Here is a 17,034-nt window from a genome sequence, read left to right as displayed (position 1 = left end):
GTATTGCCGATAACCACACATCAGGAAAACTGGCAGCCAACCAAGCACAATGCTAACGTCTCGCCCATTCCCAAATAATAACAACAGTGGCGGCTATACCCATGACCATAACAACAGAAGCAGATCTCGAATTCGCACCTCCCGCACAAGACAAAAATCTCGACATGGTGCGTAACATCCTATTCGGTGATACGACGCGTGAAAACGAAAAACGCCTAGCGAATCTGGAACGTTTCGTCAAAGTATGGACGAATTCCGTGCGTGATGAAATGCGCAAAAACATGGACAGCCTCAACCACGAAATTCACATGCTGCAAGACTTGCTGGATCAAGAAGCCAAAGCCCGCATGGGTGATACCACGGCTGCCCGCAAACACCTTGAACAAAACAGCAAAAGCATTGAAAGCCTGCAACGTCAGTTACAAACCAGCGAAACCACTCTAAACCAGCGCATTGAGCAAGAATCCAAACTGCTCAGTCAGGTCATGGAAGAACAGCGCCTCGAATTACTCAACCAAATCAAGCAAGCGGCGGAACAACTGCGCCAAGACAAAGTAGATCGCAAAATGCTCGCCGGATTGCTGGATACCATTAGCCATCAACTGGCGGGTGACAAGGCGTAAGCCATGCAGGGTACGCCGGATATTTCACAATTACGCCACTTACTGTTTGGCAAAGATTACGACGCGCTTTTAGCCTTAAAAGCGCAATGGGAAGATTCCGAGCAATACAGTGAGCGGGTTGCCAGCGTGATTGCCGAAGCGCTTCAGCACCGCGAAGCCAAAGATGGAGCAGTATCCGCCGTCTTAGCTCCCACGGTGGAGCAAGCGATTAGCTACTCCATCAGTAGCGACCCGCAACGTTTTGCAGATGTGCTCTACCCCGTCATGGGCCCTGCCATCCGCAAATCCATCCAGCAAGCCCTTAACGAAGCCCTTGCCAATTTCAATCAGTTGTTGGAACAAAGCCTGTCGGTGCGCTCGTGGAAGTGGCGTTTTGACGCTTGGCGCACGGGCAAAAGTTACGCCGAAATTGTGCTACTCCGCACACTGATTTACCAAGTTGAGCAAGCCTTCCTGATCCACCACAACACGGGCTTGCTGTTGCAACACGTTGTCTCCGAAAACGTGGCAGGCAAAGACCCCGAAATTGTCTCGGCGATGTTGACCGCGATTCAAGACTTCATCCAAGACTCGTTCGCAGGCGAAGGCAATAGCAATCTGGAAACGTTGCGCTTGGGCGAACTGACCGTGTTGATTGAACACGGCCCCCATGCGGTCTTAGCCATCGTGGTACGCGGTAATCCTCCCAGCGAATTGCGCACCTTACTGGTGGAAACGTCTGAAACCATTCACCACCAACACCGCCTTGCACTGCAAGATTACCAAGGCGATGCGGGTGCTTTTGCCAGCCTCGAACCGCTACTGCACGATTGCCTCGTTAAAAAGCACAAAATCAAAGAAAAACGCCCACCGTGGCTGGCGTATACCTTACTTCTCACCAGCGTCGGCGCGGGTGTATGGTGGATATACCAATACCAACAATCTCAAGTACAACAACAAATGCAGCTAGCCATTACTGAAAAAAATCAACAAGACGCACTGCAAAACCTAACCCGACAATTGCAACAACAACACACCCAGCAAATAGCGCTACAAGCTTCCTTACAAACACTGTTGGATGCTCAAGACGCTGAAAAATTACAACAAACCCAACAACAAGCACGCAACGCGGCTCGCATTACCACGCTTCGCACCCAGATAGAAGCCGCCAGCTACACCTTTGAAAAAGCCAAGACCGACATTGATCCCCATCACCCTAGCATTAAAACGCTGACGCAACACATCCGTGAATTGTTGCAAATAACCCAACAAACCGATCAAACTGTGCAAATTATGATTTTTGGTAATGTCGATGACAGCGGTTCAGCAGCAAGCAATCAACTCCTCGCCCAACAACGCGCAGACAAGATGCGTACAACCTTAATCAAAGCGGGAATACCCGCCTTCACGCTGGTTGCTTACGGCGTAAAACAAGCCGATATTCCGGCTACCATGCACAAAAATGAACGCAGCACTCAGTATCAGGTCAGTCTTTACTAGAGAACAAACATGATTCAACAAAAAATATGCCTGCTAGGGTCATTTTCCGTAGGCAAAACAAGCCTAATACGTCGCTACGTTGATAGCCTGTTCGGTGACAAATACCTCACTACGGTAGGTGTTAAAATTGACAAAAAACAACTGCGCGTCGCCGACCAAGACTATTCACTCATGCTGTGGGACATTGCCGGAGAAGATGATTTCACCAGCATTCGCCCAGCGTACCTGCGCGGCATGGGCGGCTATATTATTGTTATCGACCCTACCCGTCCGCACTCCTATGACGCTGCCATCGCTATCCACGAAATGGTCAAAACCACGGTCGGACATCTACCCGCCGTGTTTGCACTCAATAAATCCGATATTAAAACCTCATGGCAGCTTGATACACTGCAATACCAACACTTGCATCAATTCGGTCACCCCATTGTAGAAACCAGTGCCAAACAAGACTTAGGTGTTGAAAACATGTTCCTACAATTGATTCAACAATGGAGTAAACAACATGGATAAACTCCTCACCAGCATCTGCAGTTCATTAAATCTCGCGATATTTTCCCGCCAAACCACCGAACAATTCCGCCTATTGTCCAATACACCCGACTGGTTAGTGTTTTTTTTGGGGCAAAGTGTCGCTAACGATAGTGTATTAACACATACATTTCCCTACCTCACCTGTTTCATGGAAGATGCCGAACACCACTGGCAAACCCAACAAACCACTCCACTAACCTCTGGCGTGTGGGTGGAAATCGACGAACTCGGCAACGAACTAGCCCTCGAAGCCAGTGCGTTTTGTGCTAATGGTAAAGCCATCCTTTTGCTGCAAAATCTCGGTGAAAAATACCGCCAAGAAGTCAGCCACTTGCAACAACTGCGCGAAGGCTTACTCACCCAAGAAAAGCTCGAAAACGAAGTTCACAAACGCACCCTTAAAATCAAACAGCGTGAAGAAGAAATTGCCATTAAACTGGTCAGTCTCACCAGTTACCGCGACGAAGAAACAGGCGCACACGTCAAGCGTATCGGCTTATATGCGGCGGCAATGGGCAAAGCCTTGGGTTGGAACACGCAACAGATTGACGACATTCGTATCGCTGCCCCTATGCATGACATTGGCAAAATTGGCATTCCCGACCGTATTTTACTGAAAAAGGGCAAACTCACCGAGGTAGAATTCGACATCATGAAACGTCACACCGAAATCGGCGCAAAGATGTTGCATGACTCCAATATTCCCGTGCTCGATATGGCGGCACAAATTGCCTTCTGCCACCACGAAAAATGGGACGGCTCTGGCTATCCACGCGGGCTAATCGGCGAAGACATTCCCGAATCCGCCCGTATCACTGCAATTGTGGATATTTACGATGCGCTGGTACACGAACGCGTCTACAAAAAAGCCATGTGCGAGCAAGAAGCGCTGGATTTAATGGCAAGCATGACTGGTTCGCACCTTGATCCAGACTTATTCAAGGTCTTCTCTGGGCTATTACCCGTGATGCGGCGTATCCGGCAGGAAGTGAACGAGATCGGCGACTTGCTGGTGTCTTATTAAGACTACGCAGCCAGTGAAACAGCCGTTCCCCTAACAACAGTGCCAGCAATACGATGTAAACCAGCGGCATAACCGTCCGCGCTTTGCTATCTGCCAACCACCAAAAATGCAGCACGACCAGCATGGTCAGCGGGTAAATCAAAGTATGTAGGCGTTGCCACTGTCGCCCCAGCTTGCGTATCGCCGCTTTGAAGGAAGTCAATGCCAGCGGCATCATCAACACAAATGCCAACATGCCCATGGTAATAAACGGACGTTTCACAATATCGTGCCAGATTTCCGCCCAATCAAAAAACTGGTCAAGCCACAGATAACTCAACAAATGCAGCGTGCCATAAAAAAAAGCGAACAGGCCCAGCATACGGCGCATCCTTACCCCTTGCCCCCAGCCTGTCGCTCGCCGCAGTGTGGAGATCAGCAGCGTTAACAGTAAAAAGCGTAAACCCCATTCCCCCAAGCTGCGCGTAATCGTTTCAATCGGATTCGCCCCCAGCGTGTCTTGCCACACGCCCCACCCCAGCAACGCCAACGGCAGCAATGCCAGTACAAACACAGCGGGTTTGAATACCTTGGTGAAATAGGGTTCGCGGATGTTCACTCGCAGGTTCATTAAAAGTTCTTCCGTAAATCCATGCCGCTATACAGGCTCGCGACCTGCTCAGCATAACCATTGAAGGGCAAGGTTTCACGCTTGCGGAACTCACCGATACGGCGCTCCTTGCGTTGACTCCAACGCGGATGATCGACATCCGGGTTCACGTTGGAATAAAAACCGTATTCTTCCGGCGCGGAACGCCCCCAACTGGTATCGGGTTGTTCTGCCACAAAACTGATCCTGACAATGGATTTAATGCTCTTGAAGCCATACTTCCACGGCACCACCAGCCGTAACGGTGCGCCGTTCTGGTTCAGCAAATCCTTGCCGTATAAGCCCGTTGCCATGAAACTTAACGGGTGCATCGCCTCATCCATGCGCAAACCTTCGGTGTAAGGCCAATCCAATACGCTGCGTTTTTGCCCCGGCAGTTGATCGGGGTCAACCAAGGTTTCAAAGCGCACGTATTTGGCGTTAGCGGTAGGGTTAAAGCGCTTCAGCAAATCTGCCAGCGGGAAACCTTGCCACGGAATCACCATCGACCAGCCTTCTACGCAGCGTAAGCGGTAAATGCGCTCTTCGGTGCTGTGCGGCTTAAGCAAATCTTCCAAATTGAGCTTACCGGGTTTTTCGCATTCACCATCCACCGTCACACTCCACGGCGTGGTTTTTAGCGAGCTTGCGTAGCGGGCGGGGTCGCCTTTATCCGTGCCGAATTCGTAGAAATTGTTGTACGTGGTAATGTCTTCAAAGGGGGTTTGTTCTTCATCGGTTGAAAAAGCCGATTTAGCTTGCGCCATCAGTGGCAAACCGCTTGCCCCCAGCAAAGCGATACCTCCCAAGGTTTTGAGGAAATCGCGGCGACGCTGGTACAGCGCGTAATCGGTTACGTCATTGTCGGTAAGGTCGTCTGAGCGTTTAATTAACATAAATACCTCCTGTATGCTGTCTATTACGCAACAGGAGGCGGTTTGGATGCAAATAACCCGTTAGCCGCTCAGGACAGAAACACCAAATCCAACGGCGAATGGCGCAACCTCAAAGTATCACCCTTCAACTCAATGATTTCATTAAATTTAACAAAATCCTGCTCGCTGATCACAAATACATACGGATTACCATCCTCCAGCAAACGCTCTACCGAGACGCGCTTATCCAGCGGATCGAAGGTAAACGGTTTACCCGCACGCACCGCCTCCCAATACTGCTGCATCTGTTGGCGATACCACGTTTTGGCGAGTTTGCGGAATAAGTAAGGATAGATTTCCATCTCATCCGTGACCTGTTTCAGGTCATTGATTTTCACCCCTGCATCCGTGCGGTCATAAAACCAGAGGTTAGGAACTTTTTCGGGCGTTTTCAGTGGCTTTTTCTCAACAGCAGCGCGTTTACGAGCAGCACTGGTTTGCGCCAGTTTTGTGCCTGCCATCAGAATATCGCGCAAACAACCCGCTAAGGTCATGAAAAAGTAGGGATAAACCAAGCCTTCTTTCAGCAACTGATAGTTGACGCTTTGTTTCAGAATCGCTGCTAATGGGCTTTTGGTTAAATCCGTACCGTCAGCAATATCTGTATCGCCAGAGAAAACCCATGACAAGGGGCGACCGTTTTTTTCCACTTCACTGGTGACAATGTAACCGGGCAGCACGTCTTGCAACTTGTCTTTTACCCAGACTTCTTTCGCATCACATTCAAAACAGGCACGCTCAATCCACGTATTTTTGCCCCATGACTTCCATTCGGCTTTTTTCACCCCACAACGTGGAATGAACCTTTGATCAGTGTGTATTTCATGCGTATCAAGCCCTGCAAGTAGGTGAAAAAATAGGCATAGATTAAACACCAATCCGCACGAAAAATCACCCGCCCTGTAGTATCATCACCCACCATGCAATACCGCTCGTAAGGAATTAACCTCATGCTATTTGCCGCCCTAACCGCCACCCTCGAAACCGCTTTCAATACGTGGTTGACGCTGGATAAAGCCAGCTACGGCAATGCACTGGAACGCCTGCAAGCCATGCAGGGTAAACTCATTTGCTTGCACATCAGTAACCCTGATCTGAAACTGTATTTCTTGCCGACTGCTGATACTGTGCGCGTGACCACCGCCTATGATGCTGCGCCGGATGTCACGATTCAAGGTTCTGCACTCGCATTGATGCGCTTATCCGCTGCCGAGGACACCGGCAGAGCTATGCTGGAACAAGGCATTAAAATCGACGGTGATATGGGCTTGGGCAACCGTTTCAGCCAGATTTTGCGCGAAATCGACGTGGATTGGGAAGAATTAGCCTCACGCGCTGTCGGCGATACCTTGGCACATCAAATGGGGCAATTGGCACGCGACACCAAAGGCTGGCTGGACAGTTCCGCCCATGCGATGCGTTTGAATACCCGCGAATATTTGCAAGAAGAAGCACGCTTACTCCCCGCCGATGCCGAAATCCACCGCTATTTGGATGAAGTCGATACACTGCGCATGGATGTGGATCGGCTGGAAGCCCGCTTGAAACGGCTGGAAGCCTGATTAAGGCTTGGGTGGTCGCTTGATACTGTCGATAGACACATGCACGATAGAAGCCTTGCCAACTGCCGCAGTAGGATTTGCCTGCTGCTCACCTTCCGACTTTTCGATGTGGAAATAGCGGTAACCATTGATCATGCCCGAAATTGCCGCCCCCTTGCCTTTCAAGTCGTGCAAGACAACCGCCACCAGATGCGCCACGGTGAAAATCAAAATCACTTGCGCCAAGCCGCCATGCAGCCCAAACATCGACATACCGAGGAAGGTATTCGCTGAGTTATATACCAATCCCGTGATACCACACGCGACCAACACCACCAACAATAGCGGATACAGCAAGCGCCAAAACGGGTTATGCGCAAACCAATTCGGCAAGGGAAACCGCGCAAAACTCAGGTAGAACAACGCCATTTGCTTCATACCCTCCCACTGTGCCTTATCCGGCAAAAACGCTCGCCAACTCGCACTCCCCGGCAATAGGAACATCAGAATCACCCGTGCCACTACCGTAATAATCAACAATTGCCCCACAATCGTATGCCAATCGCGCCAGAAATCGTAATCCACTGCACCAAGCTGAAGTGCCCAAGCACTCACGAACAAAAATAACACCCCAGCAGTAATCAACCCATGAATCAGGCGCACCCAACCCGACCATATTAAGACGTACCGTATCTTTTCCTGCTGCATAATAGCCTCGCTTGCCAGTCAGTAATGGACGACTAGTCTAGCAGGAATTCAAAAATAATAGTGGCATTCAGCCTGCGATTAGCCTACCCTCGCACAAGCTACAGAGATTACCCTGGCAGTTTCAACAGTTCCCTCCGGTTACTTCAAGAACACCTTCCCCGTTACCTGTAAGCATACAACATCTATATACCTGTTTTTAAAGGAAAATTTATCATGGCTACAGGCAAAGTAAAATGGTTTAACGACACCAAAGGCTTCGGCTTTATTTCTCAAGATGACGGCGGCCCAGACGTATTCGTCCACGTCAGCGCTATCCAAAGCCAAGGTTTCAAGACTTTGGCAGAAGGTCAGCCAGTCAGCTTCAATGTAGAAAAAGGCAACAAAGGCCCACAAGCTACTAACGTCGTTCCCCAATAAGCTTTTCAGCCTATCGCTTATTCAGTAATCGGGCTGGCCTCCCGCCGTTAATCGCGGCATCAGGATGCCAGCCCGTTTCTCATTGGGCGGCTACTACGCCTCTTCCTGCCCATTCGCCTCCTCACTTCACGGGAACAGCACCATGAAAACAGTCTTCATCGGCAATATTGCGCCTCAAGCAACGGAAAAAGAACTACGCGCCCTCGTCGAACCCTTCGGCACTATCCGAAAACTGGAAATGCCCCGCGATATTTTCACCGGCAAATGCAAAGGTTTCGCTCTAATCGACATGGAAGGTCACGAAGCGCGGGCAGTTCTGGCAGGTTTGAGCGGCAAATCCTTCATGGATAATTTATTGAAAGTAACCGACGACAAACCGAAGACCAAAGGTCGCGGACGGCGCTAAGCGATCATCTACACCAGCGTGGTTTGGCAAGTATACACCTGCCACCGCCACTTATTCCTCATTTCCAGCCAACAGTATTTCACGCACTTGCGCGTATTCTTGCAAGCGTGCCAAATCCCGCGCTGTTGGTTCTGCTATACGGTTGAGCGCCATATTATCAGCCACATCCACGAGTTTTACCGCCCGCGCAATCGGATTCTGAACCGCACGCTTGGCTGCTTCAATCCGGGATTCGCCCGCGAGTTTTGTCAGCGCTCTGACCGCTTCGATAATGTCTGGCGAAAAACCTTCCCGCGCAAGGTCATCGAACGTCAGTGATGTATCCTCCACCACATCATGCAGCACCGCTGTTATGCGTTCGGCTGGCGACTGGACACCAAACATCAAGCGTAGCGGATGCAGGATGTACGGCTGTCCGGCTTTATCCAGTTGACCTGCGTGGGCGCGAGCAGCGATTTCAATAGCGCGTTCGAGTGTGGACATAAAATACCAACCTTTGTGTAAACTACAAAGTCTGCATAACCAGTTGAAAGAGTTCATCGGGTCTATTGGTGTAACCTAACGCACCATGCTTTCTGGCTTCGACTACGTGCTCAGGAGAGCGAGAAGCTGCATAAATAATGTAGGACGTGTTGATTCCTCTCTGCCGCATACTATCAAGCAAGGTGTAACCTGCATCGACATCACCTTCTCGCCCCATATCGGATATAACAGCACCAAATGTGCTATTTTTGAGTTTTTCTAATGCTTCTTGCGTAGAAGTCGCCAACACAAACGTTATCCCTAAAGCCTCTAATGCCCGCCGTTCAAGCACATTATTACTGGGCTTGTCGTCAACCCACAGCAGTACAGACTGACTTGCCTGTTGTAAATTAGTGGCTGTGACAGCTTTCATGACTGTCCCAGCGGCAGAGGTAGCTTCCCTCGCCTGAATTTCTGGTGTAACAGCACCATCAAACCTTGCAGTACTAGCGGCAGCTAAGGCAGCGGTCGCCTCCGCCACTTTTTCTGTATCTTGAAACTCAATCTTTACCCCGCCCGGCAACTCTATCGTCTTGAACAATGGTGCCAGCCAAGGGGTGACTGCAATGCCCAACAATGCCAAAGTAATGGCATCTATTGCCAAATCAGGCCAAACAGTATGAACAACAGCAAAGATAAGCATAATCCCTGATATTGCCAATCGAAGTTTGTTCAAATAATACATTCACTGTAATGCTCCAGACGACATATGCCCCCCTTTTTTCAATGGATTGAGTTGACTATAGTCTCATACCGAGCTAGGCATTAACCACTATACTGCTTGAAGTACATACGTTATCATTAACACAGAGTTCGTGTAACACGGAGTTTGTGTAATGAAAAATGTCACTGTTGTCCTCGATGATGAAGTCGCCCACTGGGTTCGTGTATGGGCTGCCAAACAAAACACCAGTATTTCGCAACTGCTAGGCAATCTGCTGCGTAGGCGTATGCACGAAGAAAATGGCTATCAAGCAGCCATGCAACAATTCCTTGCCCGTACCCCTAAAGCATTGAAACCCAAGGGTGAACGTTACCCTAGCAGGGAATCACTCTATGAACGCTAGAGTATTCGTTGACACCAATATTCTGGTCTATTCACGGGATAAATCCGAAGAAGCCAAACAAGCTATCGCCTTGCAATGGCTCGCTGTGCTTTGGCAACAACGCTCCGGCAGAATCAGCTTTCAAACCTTAAATGAGTTCTATGTCACGGTAACACAACGGCTAAAACCGGGTTTATCCCGCTCCGAAGCACAAGCAGACATCCGCAACCTATTGCTGTGGAATCCCATTCCAGTGGACAGTACAGTGATGGAAAACGCTTGGCTAATACAAGAACACCACCGCTTTTCATGGTGGGACTCGCTAATTCTCTCCGCTGCACAAATTCAGGATTGCACCATCGTCTTGAGCGAAGACATGCAGCACGAACAACAAATCGGCAACATGACCATTATCAACCCATTTCTTGCCGACATTGCCATGCTGGGAACGTGAGAGGAATGCAACACGATGGAACTAACAACCCTAACCTCCACCTTCGTAACGGAATTGGATAGCTTTGCCTACACCCTCTCCAGCACAGATCGGGTATGGAATATCCTGTTTCCCGACCCGCAAGAAAAATGGCATCACCTGCACATCAACCAGTATCAGCAAACCTACTACATCACCCATATCAGCGGCGACAGTGGCGGGTTGGAAATCGAACTGGGCAAGGATGTAAAACAGACAACGCGCCCCACGGGAAACACAACATGGGAATTCCTGCTCACCGCCGCCCGCCAATGGCTAAAAGTCATCCGTAAAGACTGGATAAAAGCCAACAAAAAAATCCAGCTTGAATACCCATTACGTTATCGCTACGGCATCGCCCCCAATGCCCTCATCCGCGCCTCCCTCCCCGATGTCTACCGACTCGACCAAGAACTGGGTGAAATTAACACCGCAAAGCTGGTACAACTGGTCGAAACCGGCTTTTTCCACAGGCAGGCAAACACCCCAATTGCCAGCATGACCGCCACCGATTATTTCCATTATTGCAAAATCGCCTATATCGCCGGAAAACGTCAGGATGAAAGCGTCGATGAATCATTATCTGGGCGGGAAATGTACGCCCGCTACGCCGATGGTCGCCACGAAGGGCTGCTGGACATAGACCCAGATTCCGCACAAGAATTTGCCGACTGGATCGACAGCAAACACCTGCTAAAAAAAGTCGGCGGGCATCCTTGGGAGATCAAACGCGGCGGCAATACCACCCACATCAACCTATCGGTTACACGTCCACCGTACCAGCGCGAAGGTTTCAAGATTGAATTGCGCGGCGAATCCATCAGCCGCATGGTGGAAACAATGCGCATGTTGCTAGCGATTCACGCTGCCAACCTGCCTATCTCCATCGCCGATCCAGAAGGCATCCGCAAACGGCTACTGGCGCAAGACAATATTGGTATCGTTCCGGCTTACACTTCTTTGCACCGTGCCAACCAACATTTCGGCAAAGCTCAGGACGTATTCGATGTCATGCACTACGACGCTTTGGGCAGGTTCAAACGGCGCATAACACCATTCATTACGTGGGAACCGTTGCCTATTCTGAAACCACGGGACGCATCTGATATACTTCCGCCATAATTGTTTACCCGATGGATCCCCACATGGCATCACTCAAAGACCAACTGCTCAATGCTGGCTTGATCGACAAAGCAAAAGCCGCGAAAATCGAACAAGAACAGCGCAAGCAAGCCCACCAAAAAACTGCTAAAGCTCAAAAGCAAGCCAAGAAAAGCGGCGAAGTCGTGGTTGATGAAGCCAAATTACTGGCGGAAAAAGTCTTGCAAGAAAAGGCAGAGCGCTCCAAGGAACTCAACCGCATCCAGCGCGAACAAGCCGAACACAAAGCGATCAGGGCGCAAATCAAGCAACTGATTACCCTCAACAGCATTGACCACAAACGCGGCGACCTTGCCTACCAATTTGCCGACGGCAGCAAGATCAAAAAGATTTACCTGACCAAAACCCTGCAAGACCAACTCGCCTACGGCATTATCGTGCTGGTCAAATTGGGCGACGGCTACGAACTCGTCCCCAAACAAGTAGCTGAAAAGATTGCCCAACGTGATGCCGCCTGCATTCTGGTGCAAAACACCGGTAGCACCGAGCAAGCCGCAGTGGCAGAAGACGATCCATACGCAGACTACAAAATCCCCGATGATTTGATGTGGTAAACTGCCCCGCTTTCACCTGTTTGGCTTGATTGCATGAAACCCTTCACCCGCATCCTTCGCCTGTGGACAATCAACCGTGTCTTTATCCGCCACGGGCTGGATGAACTCGTCCTCAATCTCCCCTTCATGCGCCCGATTGCGTTCATCTACCACTTATCGCCGTGGAATTGGGGCAAGCAAGAAACCCGCCCACGCGGGGAGCGCATCCGCCGAGCACTGGAAGATTTGGGGCCGATTTTCATCAAATTCGGGCAAATGCTCTCCACACGCCGTGACTTATTGCCAGACGACATCGCCGCCGAATTGACCCGATTGCAAGACCGCGTGCCGCCGTTTTCCAGCATCGAAGCACGGAAAATGATCGAAAAGGCTTACGGCAAATCCGTCACCGAAGTGTTCCAACGCTTTGAAACTGACCCGATGGCCTCCGCCTCCATCGCCCAAGTCCACGCCGCACAATTGTGGGATGGCAAAGAAGTGGTGGTCAAAGTGTTGCGCCCCGGCATTGAAAAAACCATCAGCCAAGACGTGGAACTGATGTACATGATGGCGGGTTTGCTGCAACGCTATTGGAAAGAAGCCCGCCGCTTGCGCCCCGTCGAAGTCGTCGCTGAATACGAAAAGACCATTTTCGACGAACTCGATTTGATGCGCGAAGCCGCCAACGCCAGCCAAATCCGCCGCAATTTCGAGGGCAGCACCACCCTGTACGTACCGGAAATCTATTGGGACTACACCCACCCCAACGTGATGGTGATGGAGCGGATTTACGGCATCCCCGTCGGCGACATCGAACAACTCAAAACACACAATATCAATTTCAAGCGGCTGGGCGAATTGGGCGTGGAAGTGTTTTTCACCCAAGTGTTCCGCCACAACTTTTTCCACGCGGACATGCACCCCGGCAATATTTTCGTCAACGCCGCCAATCCTAATGAGCCGCAATACATCGCGGTGGATTTCGGCATCGTTGGCACGCTCTCCCCTGCTGACAAACGTTACCTCGCGGAAAATTTCTACGCCTTTTTCCAGCGCGATTACAAGCGGGTAGCAGAATTGCATGTGGAATCCGGCTGGGTTCCGCCCACCACGCGGGTAGATGAATTTGAGTCGGCGATTCGTTCGGTGTGTGAACCGATTTTCAACTTGCCGATTAAAGACATTTCCTTCGGGCAATTCTTGCTACGCCTGTTCCAAACAGCACGGCGCTTTAATATGGAAGTACAGCCGCAATTGGTATTGCTGCAAAAAACCTTGCTGAATATCGAAGGTTTAGGGCGGCAGCTTTACCCTGATCTGGATTTGTGGTCGACTGCCAAACCGTTCATTGAACGTTGGATGGATGAGCAAGTGGGTGTCCGCGCCTTGTTCAACGGCGTGAAAGTCAACCTGCCCAAACTCCTCGAAAACTTGCCGTACATGCCGACGATGTTGCACGACATCATGCAGCAAACCACCCAGCAAAAGCTCAAAATGCAGTGGGAATCGCAGCAACTCGAAGCCTTGCGCCAAGAAATGCGCCGTTCGCAACGCATTAATCAAACCTTGATTATCACCGCCATACTGGTCTTTGTTGCGGTGCAAGTCTTCAACGCTTACCGTTAACGTTCACGCAAAAAAGCCGCCCTGTTACCAGAGCGGCTTTCTCAACGTGCGAGCTTTTGATCTTACGCAGGCGGTGCGTTCGGGTCTGTCAGGTTCGCAGGCACCACGTCAATCACCACCGTTGCTTGCTTCTGATTGCCGTACTTATCTTTCACGATGTAGGTGAAGGAATGGTCAGCACAGTAGCCGCTACGCAAGGTGAAGTTGATGGATTGACCATCGGCACTGATCGCAGCCGTGCCATAACGCGGCGTACTGACGGCAATGATTTCCATGCCATCACCGGTATCATTGCTTAATACCGATAATTTGCGGGTCACGGTATCGTTTAAGTCAATCAACAGGTAATCGTCTTTCGGCGCAAGATTGCTCGGCGTGGTGGTATTGCTGATAGTGATGTCAATCACTGCATCCGCCGTATACCCACGGCTATCCGTCAAACGGTAAGTCAATTTATCCGTACCGGAATAACCCGTTTTCGGCGTATACAGCACCTTACCGCCCGACACGCTCGCCGAACCATTGCTGGCGTTGCTCACGATGGTGACGGTTGCACCCGTTGTGGGGAATTCATCGTTAGACATGACATCAAAGCTATTCGCGCTACTGTTCATGTTAACCGTGTACAGGTCGTTGGTTGCCTTCAAATTGCCGCCGGGGGTGTTGATTTTCACAAAAACATGCCCAACAGTACTATTACCTGTGCCGTCAGCAACGGTGTAGGTAAACTGATCTTCGCCCGCAAATCCAGCATTCGGTGTATAGATCACGTTATTACCGCTACGGATCGCCGTGCCGTGGGCGGCATCTGCACCCACCCCTGTCAGCGTCAACGTATTGCCATCCAGATCACTGTCATTATCCAGTACCTTGATGGTAACAGCCGTATCTTGCAACGTTTCCACCTGATCCGGTGCTGCGATGGGGGGATTCGCGCTAGTCCCCGTACTTGCCACCGTAACCGTGACGGTTGCCGTACTGCGATTCCCCGCAGGATCTTTAATCACGTAGGTAAAAGTATCCGTCCCTGTAAAACCCGCCACCGATGTGTACACCAGATTGTTAGCGACTTGTGTTACTGCGCCATCTGAACCTTGGTTAAAACTCACAATGCTCAATACATCGCCATTCGGGTCAATATCATTGGTCAACACCGCAATATTGACAGGCGTACCGCTGGTCGTGGTTGCCGTATCATTGCGAGCAAGCGGTGCATTCGGATCAGTCGCACCAACGTTCACCGTTACCGTTGCAGTGCTTTGGTTACCAGCAGGATCTTTAATCACATAGGTAAACGTATCCGTGCCCGTAAAGCCAGCCACAGACGTATACACCAGTGCATTGCCGACCTGTGTCACTGAGCCGTTTGCGCCTTGGTTAAAGCTCACAATGCTCAATACATCGCCGTTCGGGTCAGTATCATTTGCCAATACGGCAATACTCACTGGCGTACCGCTGGTGGTGGTTGCCGTATCATTCACTGCCACTGGTGCATTCGGAGAAACACTACCGCCCGTACCTGCACTGGTGGTGTAGGTATCCACGCTTTGCTTGTGGTCAGCCACATTGCGCAAGGCTTGACGCACCCAGAGAGGTGGTTCAGGGATCAATTCTTTACGCCACACCACTTTCGGGTCAGTGGTGCTCGTGCCACCCTGTTCAATCACCTCATCCTTGTATTCGTTCTGATAGGTGACGTATTCAATATCAACGCGACGGTTTTTGTGACCTTCCGCATCGGTATTCGGGTACTTAGGCTGCGATTCGCCCAACCCTTGTGCTAGCAATTCATTGCCGTTAAAACCATTTTTCACCATGAAATCACGCACCGCATTGGCACGACGTTCCGACAATTTCAAATTATGCGCATCAGAACCCTTGTCACAGGTGTTCCCCGTAATGCGGATATTGCCATCATGACCCGACGCACGAATTTGCCCAATCACCGCTTTCATACGCTCTTTGGCTTCAGGCGTCAGCTCTGCACGATCCAGTTTGAAGAAGGTATCGGATTCCAACTCCATGGTATTCTTAACCAGCTTGCGCTCGATTTTCGGCGGCTGTTTAATTTGTTCGCCCGGAATTTCGGTACGAATCCGGCGGTAACGCTGTTCTGGCTGCCACACACCGGCTTCGCTGCCAATGTCATAACGGTAGGAAACCCCACCACGCGCTTCGGCATCTTCCGAGCTACCCGCGACCACCGCACCGCCTGCTTTTTTGTACACTTCCACTTCAGCACCGACACTGTGCGGGGTATCAGGGAAAAACTTTTCCACGCCGCCCGTCACTGTGGTTTGCGCGGGGCGTGTTTCACTATCCGCAAAATCAGTGCCCCATTCATAATCCAAACCGCCTTGCACGCGCATTTGCTGGTCTGGTAAATACGTCCCGACGCGCCCGCCCACGCCTAAGTCATAGGCTTTTGCGTTGATGCCCGGCGCAACTATGCGTGCTTCCGACAGCCCTTTGCTGATATGACCTGACCAGAACATCGCTTCGGATTCTTGCCCATACCCCAGCGTGGCTTTTTTATCTTTCAACTCATTTTGGTCATACGCGCCGAATACTTTGTTAACGCTTGTGGCAGTATTCGGATCGCCCGATACCCAGTGATGGCTTAATTTAGCGCCTGCACCCGTCAGACTTTCTTCGCCCAAGGCTTTGTCCGCACTGGGGTTAAAGCCGACATAGCCTTGCCCGATGGTGGCACTGCTGCCAGTGTCACGGATAACGTGGCTTACATCCGCTTTGCCCTTGAGTTCGGTATCAACGCCGATGCCGATGCGGGTATTGCCGCCCACATAGCCAGTATTCACGCTGGACGTTTCGCTGGAATCCTCCAGAAAACCATCTGCTTGTTGCCCCAGATCTTGCGCTTGGCGCATTGTATCCGGCGTAGCTGCCATCGGCATGGGCGCAGGCACAGCATTAATCGCCGCCTCGTCTTCTAAGGTCAAAGAGTGTGCAGGCGGTGGAGGCAGTTGACCATACGGCGCATCCAAACCACCGTCTCCTGCGAGAACAGCGGCTGAACAAAACAGTAGAGGAAGGATAGCCCATTGGGGGGGAAATATTTTTTTGTTATTCATCATTATGTCTCGCTGTCAGCGTGCCTTTATTATTGGATATTGGGTCACATGATCAGAGTCACTATATTCTGTGTCGCAGATGCACCACAAACTATTCCGACGAACGCAGCGCGGTGCTACATCCCTAGCCAACAGGCTGAAACAGTGCGATTTTGTGTTTTACGCCTGACGCAATCAAGCCCTTCGTTTATACTTGATACCATGCCGCATCCTGTACTAATGTTTCAGCCCTGCGGCCAGCAAGGCAAGGATAAGCAGTGTCTATAAAGGTTAATAAAATGGAGCGT

The 17,034-nt window shown here is 50.7% G+C and carries 20 protein-coding genes; 12 read left to right on the top strand and 8 right to left on the bottom strand.

The window, feature by feature from the left end:
- Positions 1-101 precede the first annotated feature (101 nt).
- From J1836_RS15370 to J1836_RS15355, 4 genes are read left to right on the top strand one after another with little or no spacing between them, the layout of a single operon-like run.
- A complete protein-coding gene (locus J1836_RS15370) occupies positions 102-623 on the top strand; it encodes a kinetochore Spc7 family protein (RefSeq protein WP_207252017.1) in 522 nt (173 codons plus the stop codon).
- 3 nt (positions 624-626) lie between these two features.
- A complete protein-coding gene (locus J1836_RS15365) occupies positions 627-2,102 on the top strand; it encodes an OmpA family protein (RefSeq protein WP_207252016.1) in 1,476 nt (491 codons plus the stop codon).
- Positions 2,103-2,111: 9 nt separating this feature from the next.
- Complete coding sequence (locus tag J1836_RS15360; protein ID WP_207252015.1) at positions 2,112-2,615, top strand: Rab family GTPase; 504 nt, start codon at positions 2,112-2,114, stop codon at positions 2,613-2,615.
- Positions 2,608-3,660 (top strand): HD-GYP domain-containing protein, encoded by a 1,053-nt coding sequence (locus J1836_RS15355; RefSeq protein ID WP_207252014.1) that lies wholly within the window; start codon positions 2,608-2,610, stop codon positions 3,658-3,660. The genes J1836_RS15360 and J1836_RS15355 overlap by 8 nt, the downstream gene beginning before the upstream one ends.
- On the opposite strand, the gene msrQ is transcribed toward J1836_RS15355, so the two are convergent.
- The 4 genes from msrQ to J1836_RS15335 all read right to left on the bottom strand — a co-directional run bounded on the left by msrQ (position 3,575) and on the right by J1836_RS15335 (position 6,175).
- A complete protein-coding gene (gene msrQ / locus J1836_RS15350; protein WP_207252013.1) occupies positions 3,575-4,270 on the bottom strand; it encodes a protein-methionine-sulfoxide reductase heme-binding subunit MsrQ in 696 nt (231 codons plus the stop codon). The two genes, J1836_RS15355 and msrQ, sit on opposite strands and share 86 nt — an antisense overlap.
- A complete protein-coding gene (gene msrP, locus J1836_RS15345; RefSeq protein WP_207252012.1) occupies positions 4,270-5,184 on the bottom strand; it encodes a protein-methionine-sulfoxide reductase catalytic subunit MsrP in 915 nt (304 codons plus the stop codon). The genes msrQ and msrP overlap by 1 nt, the downstream gene beginning before the upstream one ends.
- A gap of 68 nt (positions 5,185-5,252) precedes the next feature.
- Positions 5,253-6,008, bottom strand: coding sequence for a hypothetical protein (locus J1836_RS15340; protein WP_207252011.1), 756 nt, complete (start codon positions 6,006-6,008; stop codon positions 5,253-5,255).
- Entirely contained in the window at positions 6,005-6,175 is a 171-nt protein-coding gene (locus J1836_RS15335) for a hypothetical protein (protein WP_207252010.1), read from the bottom strand. Before J1836_RS15335 ends, J1836_RS15340 begins: the two co-directional genes overlap by 4 nt.
- Between J1836_RS15335 and J1836_RS15330 the strand changes: the two genes are divergently transcribed.
- Positions 6,174-6,785 (top strand): ubiquinone biosynthesis accessory factor UbiJ, encoded by a 612-nt coding sequence (locus tag J1836_RS15330; protein WP_207252009.1) that lies wholly within the window; start codon positions 6,174-6,176, stop codon positions 6,783-6,785. The two genes, J1836_RS15335 and J1836_RS15330, sit on opposite strands and share 2 nt — an antisense overlap.
- Here J1836_RS15330 and J1836_RS15325 read toward each other — a convergent pair whose 3' ends face one another.
- Entirely contained in the window at positions 6,786-7,472 is a 687-nt protein-coding gene (locus J1836_RS15325) for a cytochrome b/b6 domain-containing protein (protein ID WP_207252008.1), read from the bottom strand. It lies immediately after the preceding gene.
- Between the two features lie 213 nt (positions 7,473-7,685).
- On the opposite strand from J1836_RS15325, the gene J1836_RS15320 reads away from it, so the two are divergent.
- Together J1836_RS15320 and J1836_RS15315 are read left to right on the top strand one after the other, a co-directional pair.
- Positions 7,686-7,889 carry a cold-shock protein gene (locus J1836_RS15320; protein WP_207252007.1) on the top strand — a complete coding sequence of 68 codons (204 nt, stop codon included), beginning with the start codon at positions 7,686-7,688 and terminating at the stop codon, positions 7,887-7,889.
- 142 nt (positions 7,890-8,031) lie between these two features.
- Entirely contained in the window at positions 8,032-8,295 is a 264-nt protein-coding gene (locus J1836_RS15315) for an RNA recognition motif domain-containing protein (protein ID WP_207252006.1), read from the top strand.
- A gap of 51 nt (positions 8,296-8,346) precedes the next feature.
- On the opposite strand, the gene J1836_RS15310 is transcribed toward J1836_RS15315, so the two are convergent.
- On the bottom strand, positions 8,347-8,778 hold the full coding sequence (locus tag J1836_RS15310) for an HD domain-containing protein (protein ID WP_207252005.1): 432 nt from the start codon (positions 8,776-8,778) through the stop codon (positions 8,347-8,349).
- A gap of 22 nt (positions 8,779-8,800) precedes the next feature.
- Complete coding sequence (locus J1836_RS15305; RefSeq protein ID WP_207252004.1) at positions 8,801-9,502, bottom strand: response regulator; 702 nt, start codon at positions 9,500-9,502, stop codon at positions 8,801-8,803.
- A gap of 151 nt (positions 9,503-9,653) precedes the next feature.
- Here J1836_RS15305 and J1836_RS15300 point away from each other — a divergent pair, with 151 nt between their 5' ends.
- The 5 genes from J1836_RS15300 to ubiB are packed head-to-tail and all read left to right on the top strand — an operon-like array spanning position 9,654 to position 13,655.
- Complete coding sequence (locus J1836_RS15300; protein ID WP_207252003.1) at positions 9,654-9,884, top strand: hypothetical protein; 231 nt, start codon at positions 9,654-9,656, stop codon at positions 9,882-9,884.
- The gene (locus tag J1836_RS15295; protein WP_207252002.1) at positions 9,874-10,317 is read left to right on the top strand and encodes a PIN domain-containing protein; all 444 of its coding nucleotides are present in this window, start codon (positions 9,874-9,876) and stop codon (positions 10,315-10,317) included. Before J1836_RS15300 ends, J1836_RS15295 begins: the two co-directional genes overlap by 11 nt.
- A gap of 15 nt (positions 10,318-10,332) precedes the next feature.
- Positions 10,333-11,457, top strand: a complete 1,125-nt coding sequence (locus tag J1836_RS15290) for an acylphosphatase (RefSeq protein WP_207252001.1) — start codon at positions 10,333-10,335, stop codon at positions 11,455-11,457.
- A gap of 23 nt (positions 11,458-11,480) precedes the next feature.
- Positions 11,481-12,050 (top strand): DUF2058 domain-containing protein, encoded by a 570-nt coding sequence (locus J1836_RS15285; protein WP_207252000.1) that lies wholly within the window; start codon positions 11,481-11,483, stop codon positions 12,048-12,050.
- Between the two features lie 33 nt (positions 12,051-12,083).
- Positions 12,084-13,655 (top strand): ubiquinone biosynthesis regulatory protein kinase UbiB, encoded by a 1,572-nt coding sequence (gene ubiB / locus J1836_RS15280; RefSeq protein WP_207251999.1) that lies wholly within the window; start codon positions 12,084-12,086, stop codon positions 13,653-13,655.
- 62 nt (positions 13,656-13,717) lie between these two features.
- On the opposite strand, the gene J1836_RS15275 is transcribed toward ubiB, so the two are convergent.
- Complete coding sequence (locus J1836_RS15275) at positions 13,718-16,750, bottom strand: Ig-like domain-containing protein (protein WP_207251998.1); 3,033 nt, start codon at positions 16,748-16,750, stop codon at positions 13,718-13,720.
- Positions 16,751-17,034: the final 284 nt, after the last annotated feature.

Origin of the sequence: Thiothrix fructosivorans (genome assembly GCF_017349355.1) — a bacterium.
In the GTDB taxonomy this organism is placed as follows: domain Bacteria; phylum Pseudomonadota; class Gammaproteobacteria; order Thiotrichales; family Thiotrichaceae; genus Thiothrix; species Thiothrix fructosivorans.
Note: the sequence above shows the minus strand (reverse complement) of the source record. Positions and strands in the feature narration are given on the sequence as shown.

What these genes read in the sequence shown, in the direction of transcription:
- J1836_RS15310 (WP_207252005.1), bottom strand. Translation starts at nt 8,778, where the DNA reads ATGTCCACACTCGAACGCGCTATTGAAATCGCTGCTCGCGCCCACGCA.
- J1836_RS15365 (WP_207252016.1), top strand. Translation starts at nt 627, where the DNA reads ATGCAGGGTACGCCGGATATTTCACAATTACGCCACTTACTGTTTGGC.
- J1836_RS15285 (WP_207252000.1), top strand. Translation starts at nt 11,481, where the DNA reads ATGGCATCACTCAAAGACCAACTGCTCAATGCTGGCTTGATCGACAAA.
- J1836_RS15370 (WP_207252017.1), top strand. Translation starts at nt 102, where the DNA reads ATGACCATAACAACAGAAGCAGATCTCGAATTCGCACCTCCCGCACAA.
- J1836_RS15290 (WP_207252001.1), top strand. Translation starts at nt 10,333, where the DNA reads ATGGAACTAACAACCCTAACCTCCACCTTCGTAACGGAATTGGATAGC.
- J1836_RS15315 (WP_207252006.1), top strand. Translation starts at nt 8,032, where the DNA reads ATGAAAACAGTCTTCATCGGCAATATTGCGCCTCAAGCAACGGAAAAA.
- J1836_RS15335 (WP_207252010.1), bottom strand. Translation starts at nt 6,175, where the DNA reads ATGAGGTTAATTCCTTACGAGCGGTATTGCATGGTGGGTGATGATACT.
- J1836_RS15355 (WP_207252014.1), top strand. Translation starts at nt 2,608, where the DNA reads ATGGATAAACTCCTCACCAGCATCTGCAGTTCATTAAATCTCGCGATA.
- msrQ (WP_207252013.1), bottom strand. Translation starts at nt 4,270, where the DNA reads ATGAACCTGCGAGTGAACATCCGCGAACCCTATTTCACCAAGGTATTC.
- J1836_RS15320 (WP_207252007.1), top strand. Translation starts at nt 7,686, where the DNA reads ATGGCTACAGGCAAAGTAAAATGGTTTAACGACACCAAAGGCTTCGGC.
- J1836_RS15295 (WP_207252002.1), top strand. Translation starts at nt 9,874, where the DNA reads ATGAACGCTAGAGTATTCGTTGACACCAATATTCTGGTCTATTCACGG.
- J1836_RS15330 (WP_207252009.1), top strand. Translation starts at nt 6,174, where the DNA reads ATGCTATTTGCCGCCCTAACCGCCACCCTCGAAACCGCTTTCAATACG.
- J1836_RS15325 (WP_207252008.1), bottom strand. Translation starts at nt 7,472, where the DNA reads ATGCAGCAGGAAAAGATACGGTACGTCTTAATATGGTCGGGTTGGGTG.
- J1836_RS15360 (WP_207252015.1), top strand. Translation starts at nt 2,112, where the DNA reads ATGATTCAACAAAAAATATGCCTGCTAGGGTCATTTTCCGTAGGCAAA.
- msrP (WP_207252012.1), bottom strand. Translation starts at nt 5,184, where the DNA reads ATGTTAATTAAACGCTCAGACGACCTTACCGACAATGACGTAACCGAT.
- J1836_RS15300 (WP_207252003.1), top strand. Translation starts at nt 9,654, where the DNA reads ATGAAAAATGTCACTGTTGTCCTCGATGATGAAGTCGCCCACTGGGTT.
- J1836_RS15275 (WP_207251998.1), bottom strand. Translation starts at nt 16,750, where the DNA reads ATGATGAATAACAAAAAAATATTTCCCCCCCAATGGGCTATCCTTCCT.
- J1836_RS15305 (WP_207252004.1), bottom strand. Translation starts at nt 9,502, where the DNA reads ATGTATTATTTGAACAAACTTCGATTGGCAATATCAGGGATTATGCTT.
- ubiB (WP_207251999.1), top strand. Translation starts at nt 12,084, where the DNA reads ATGAAACCCTTCACCCGCATCCTTCGCCTGTGGACAATCAACCGTGTC.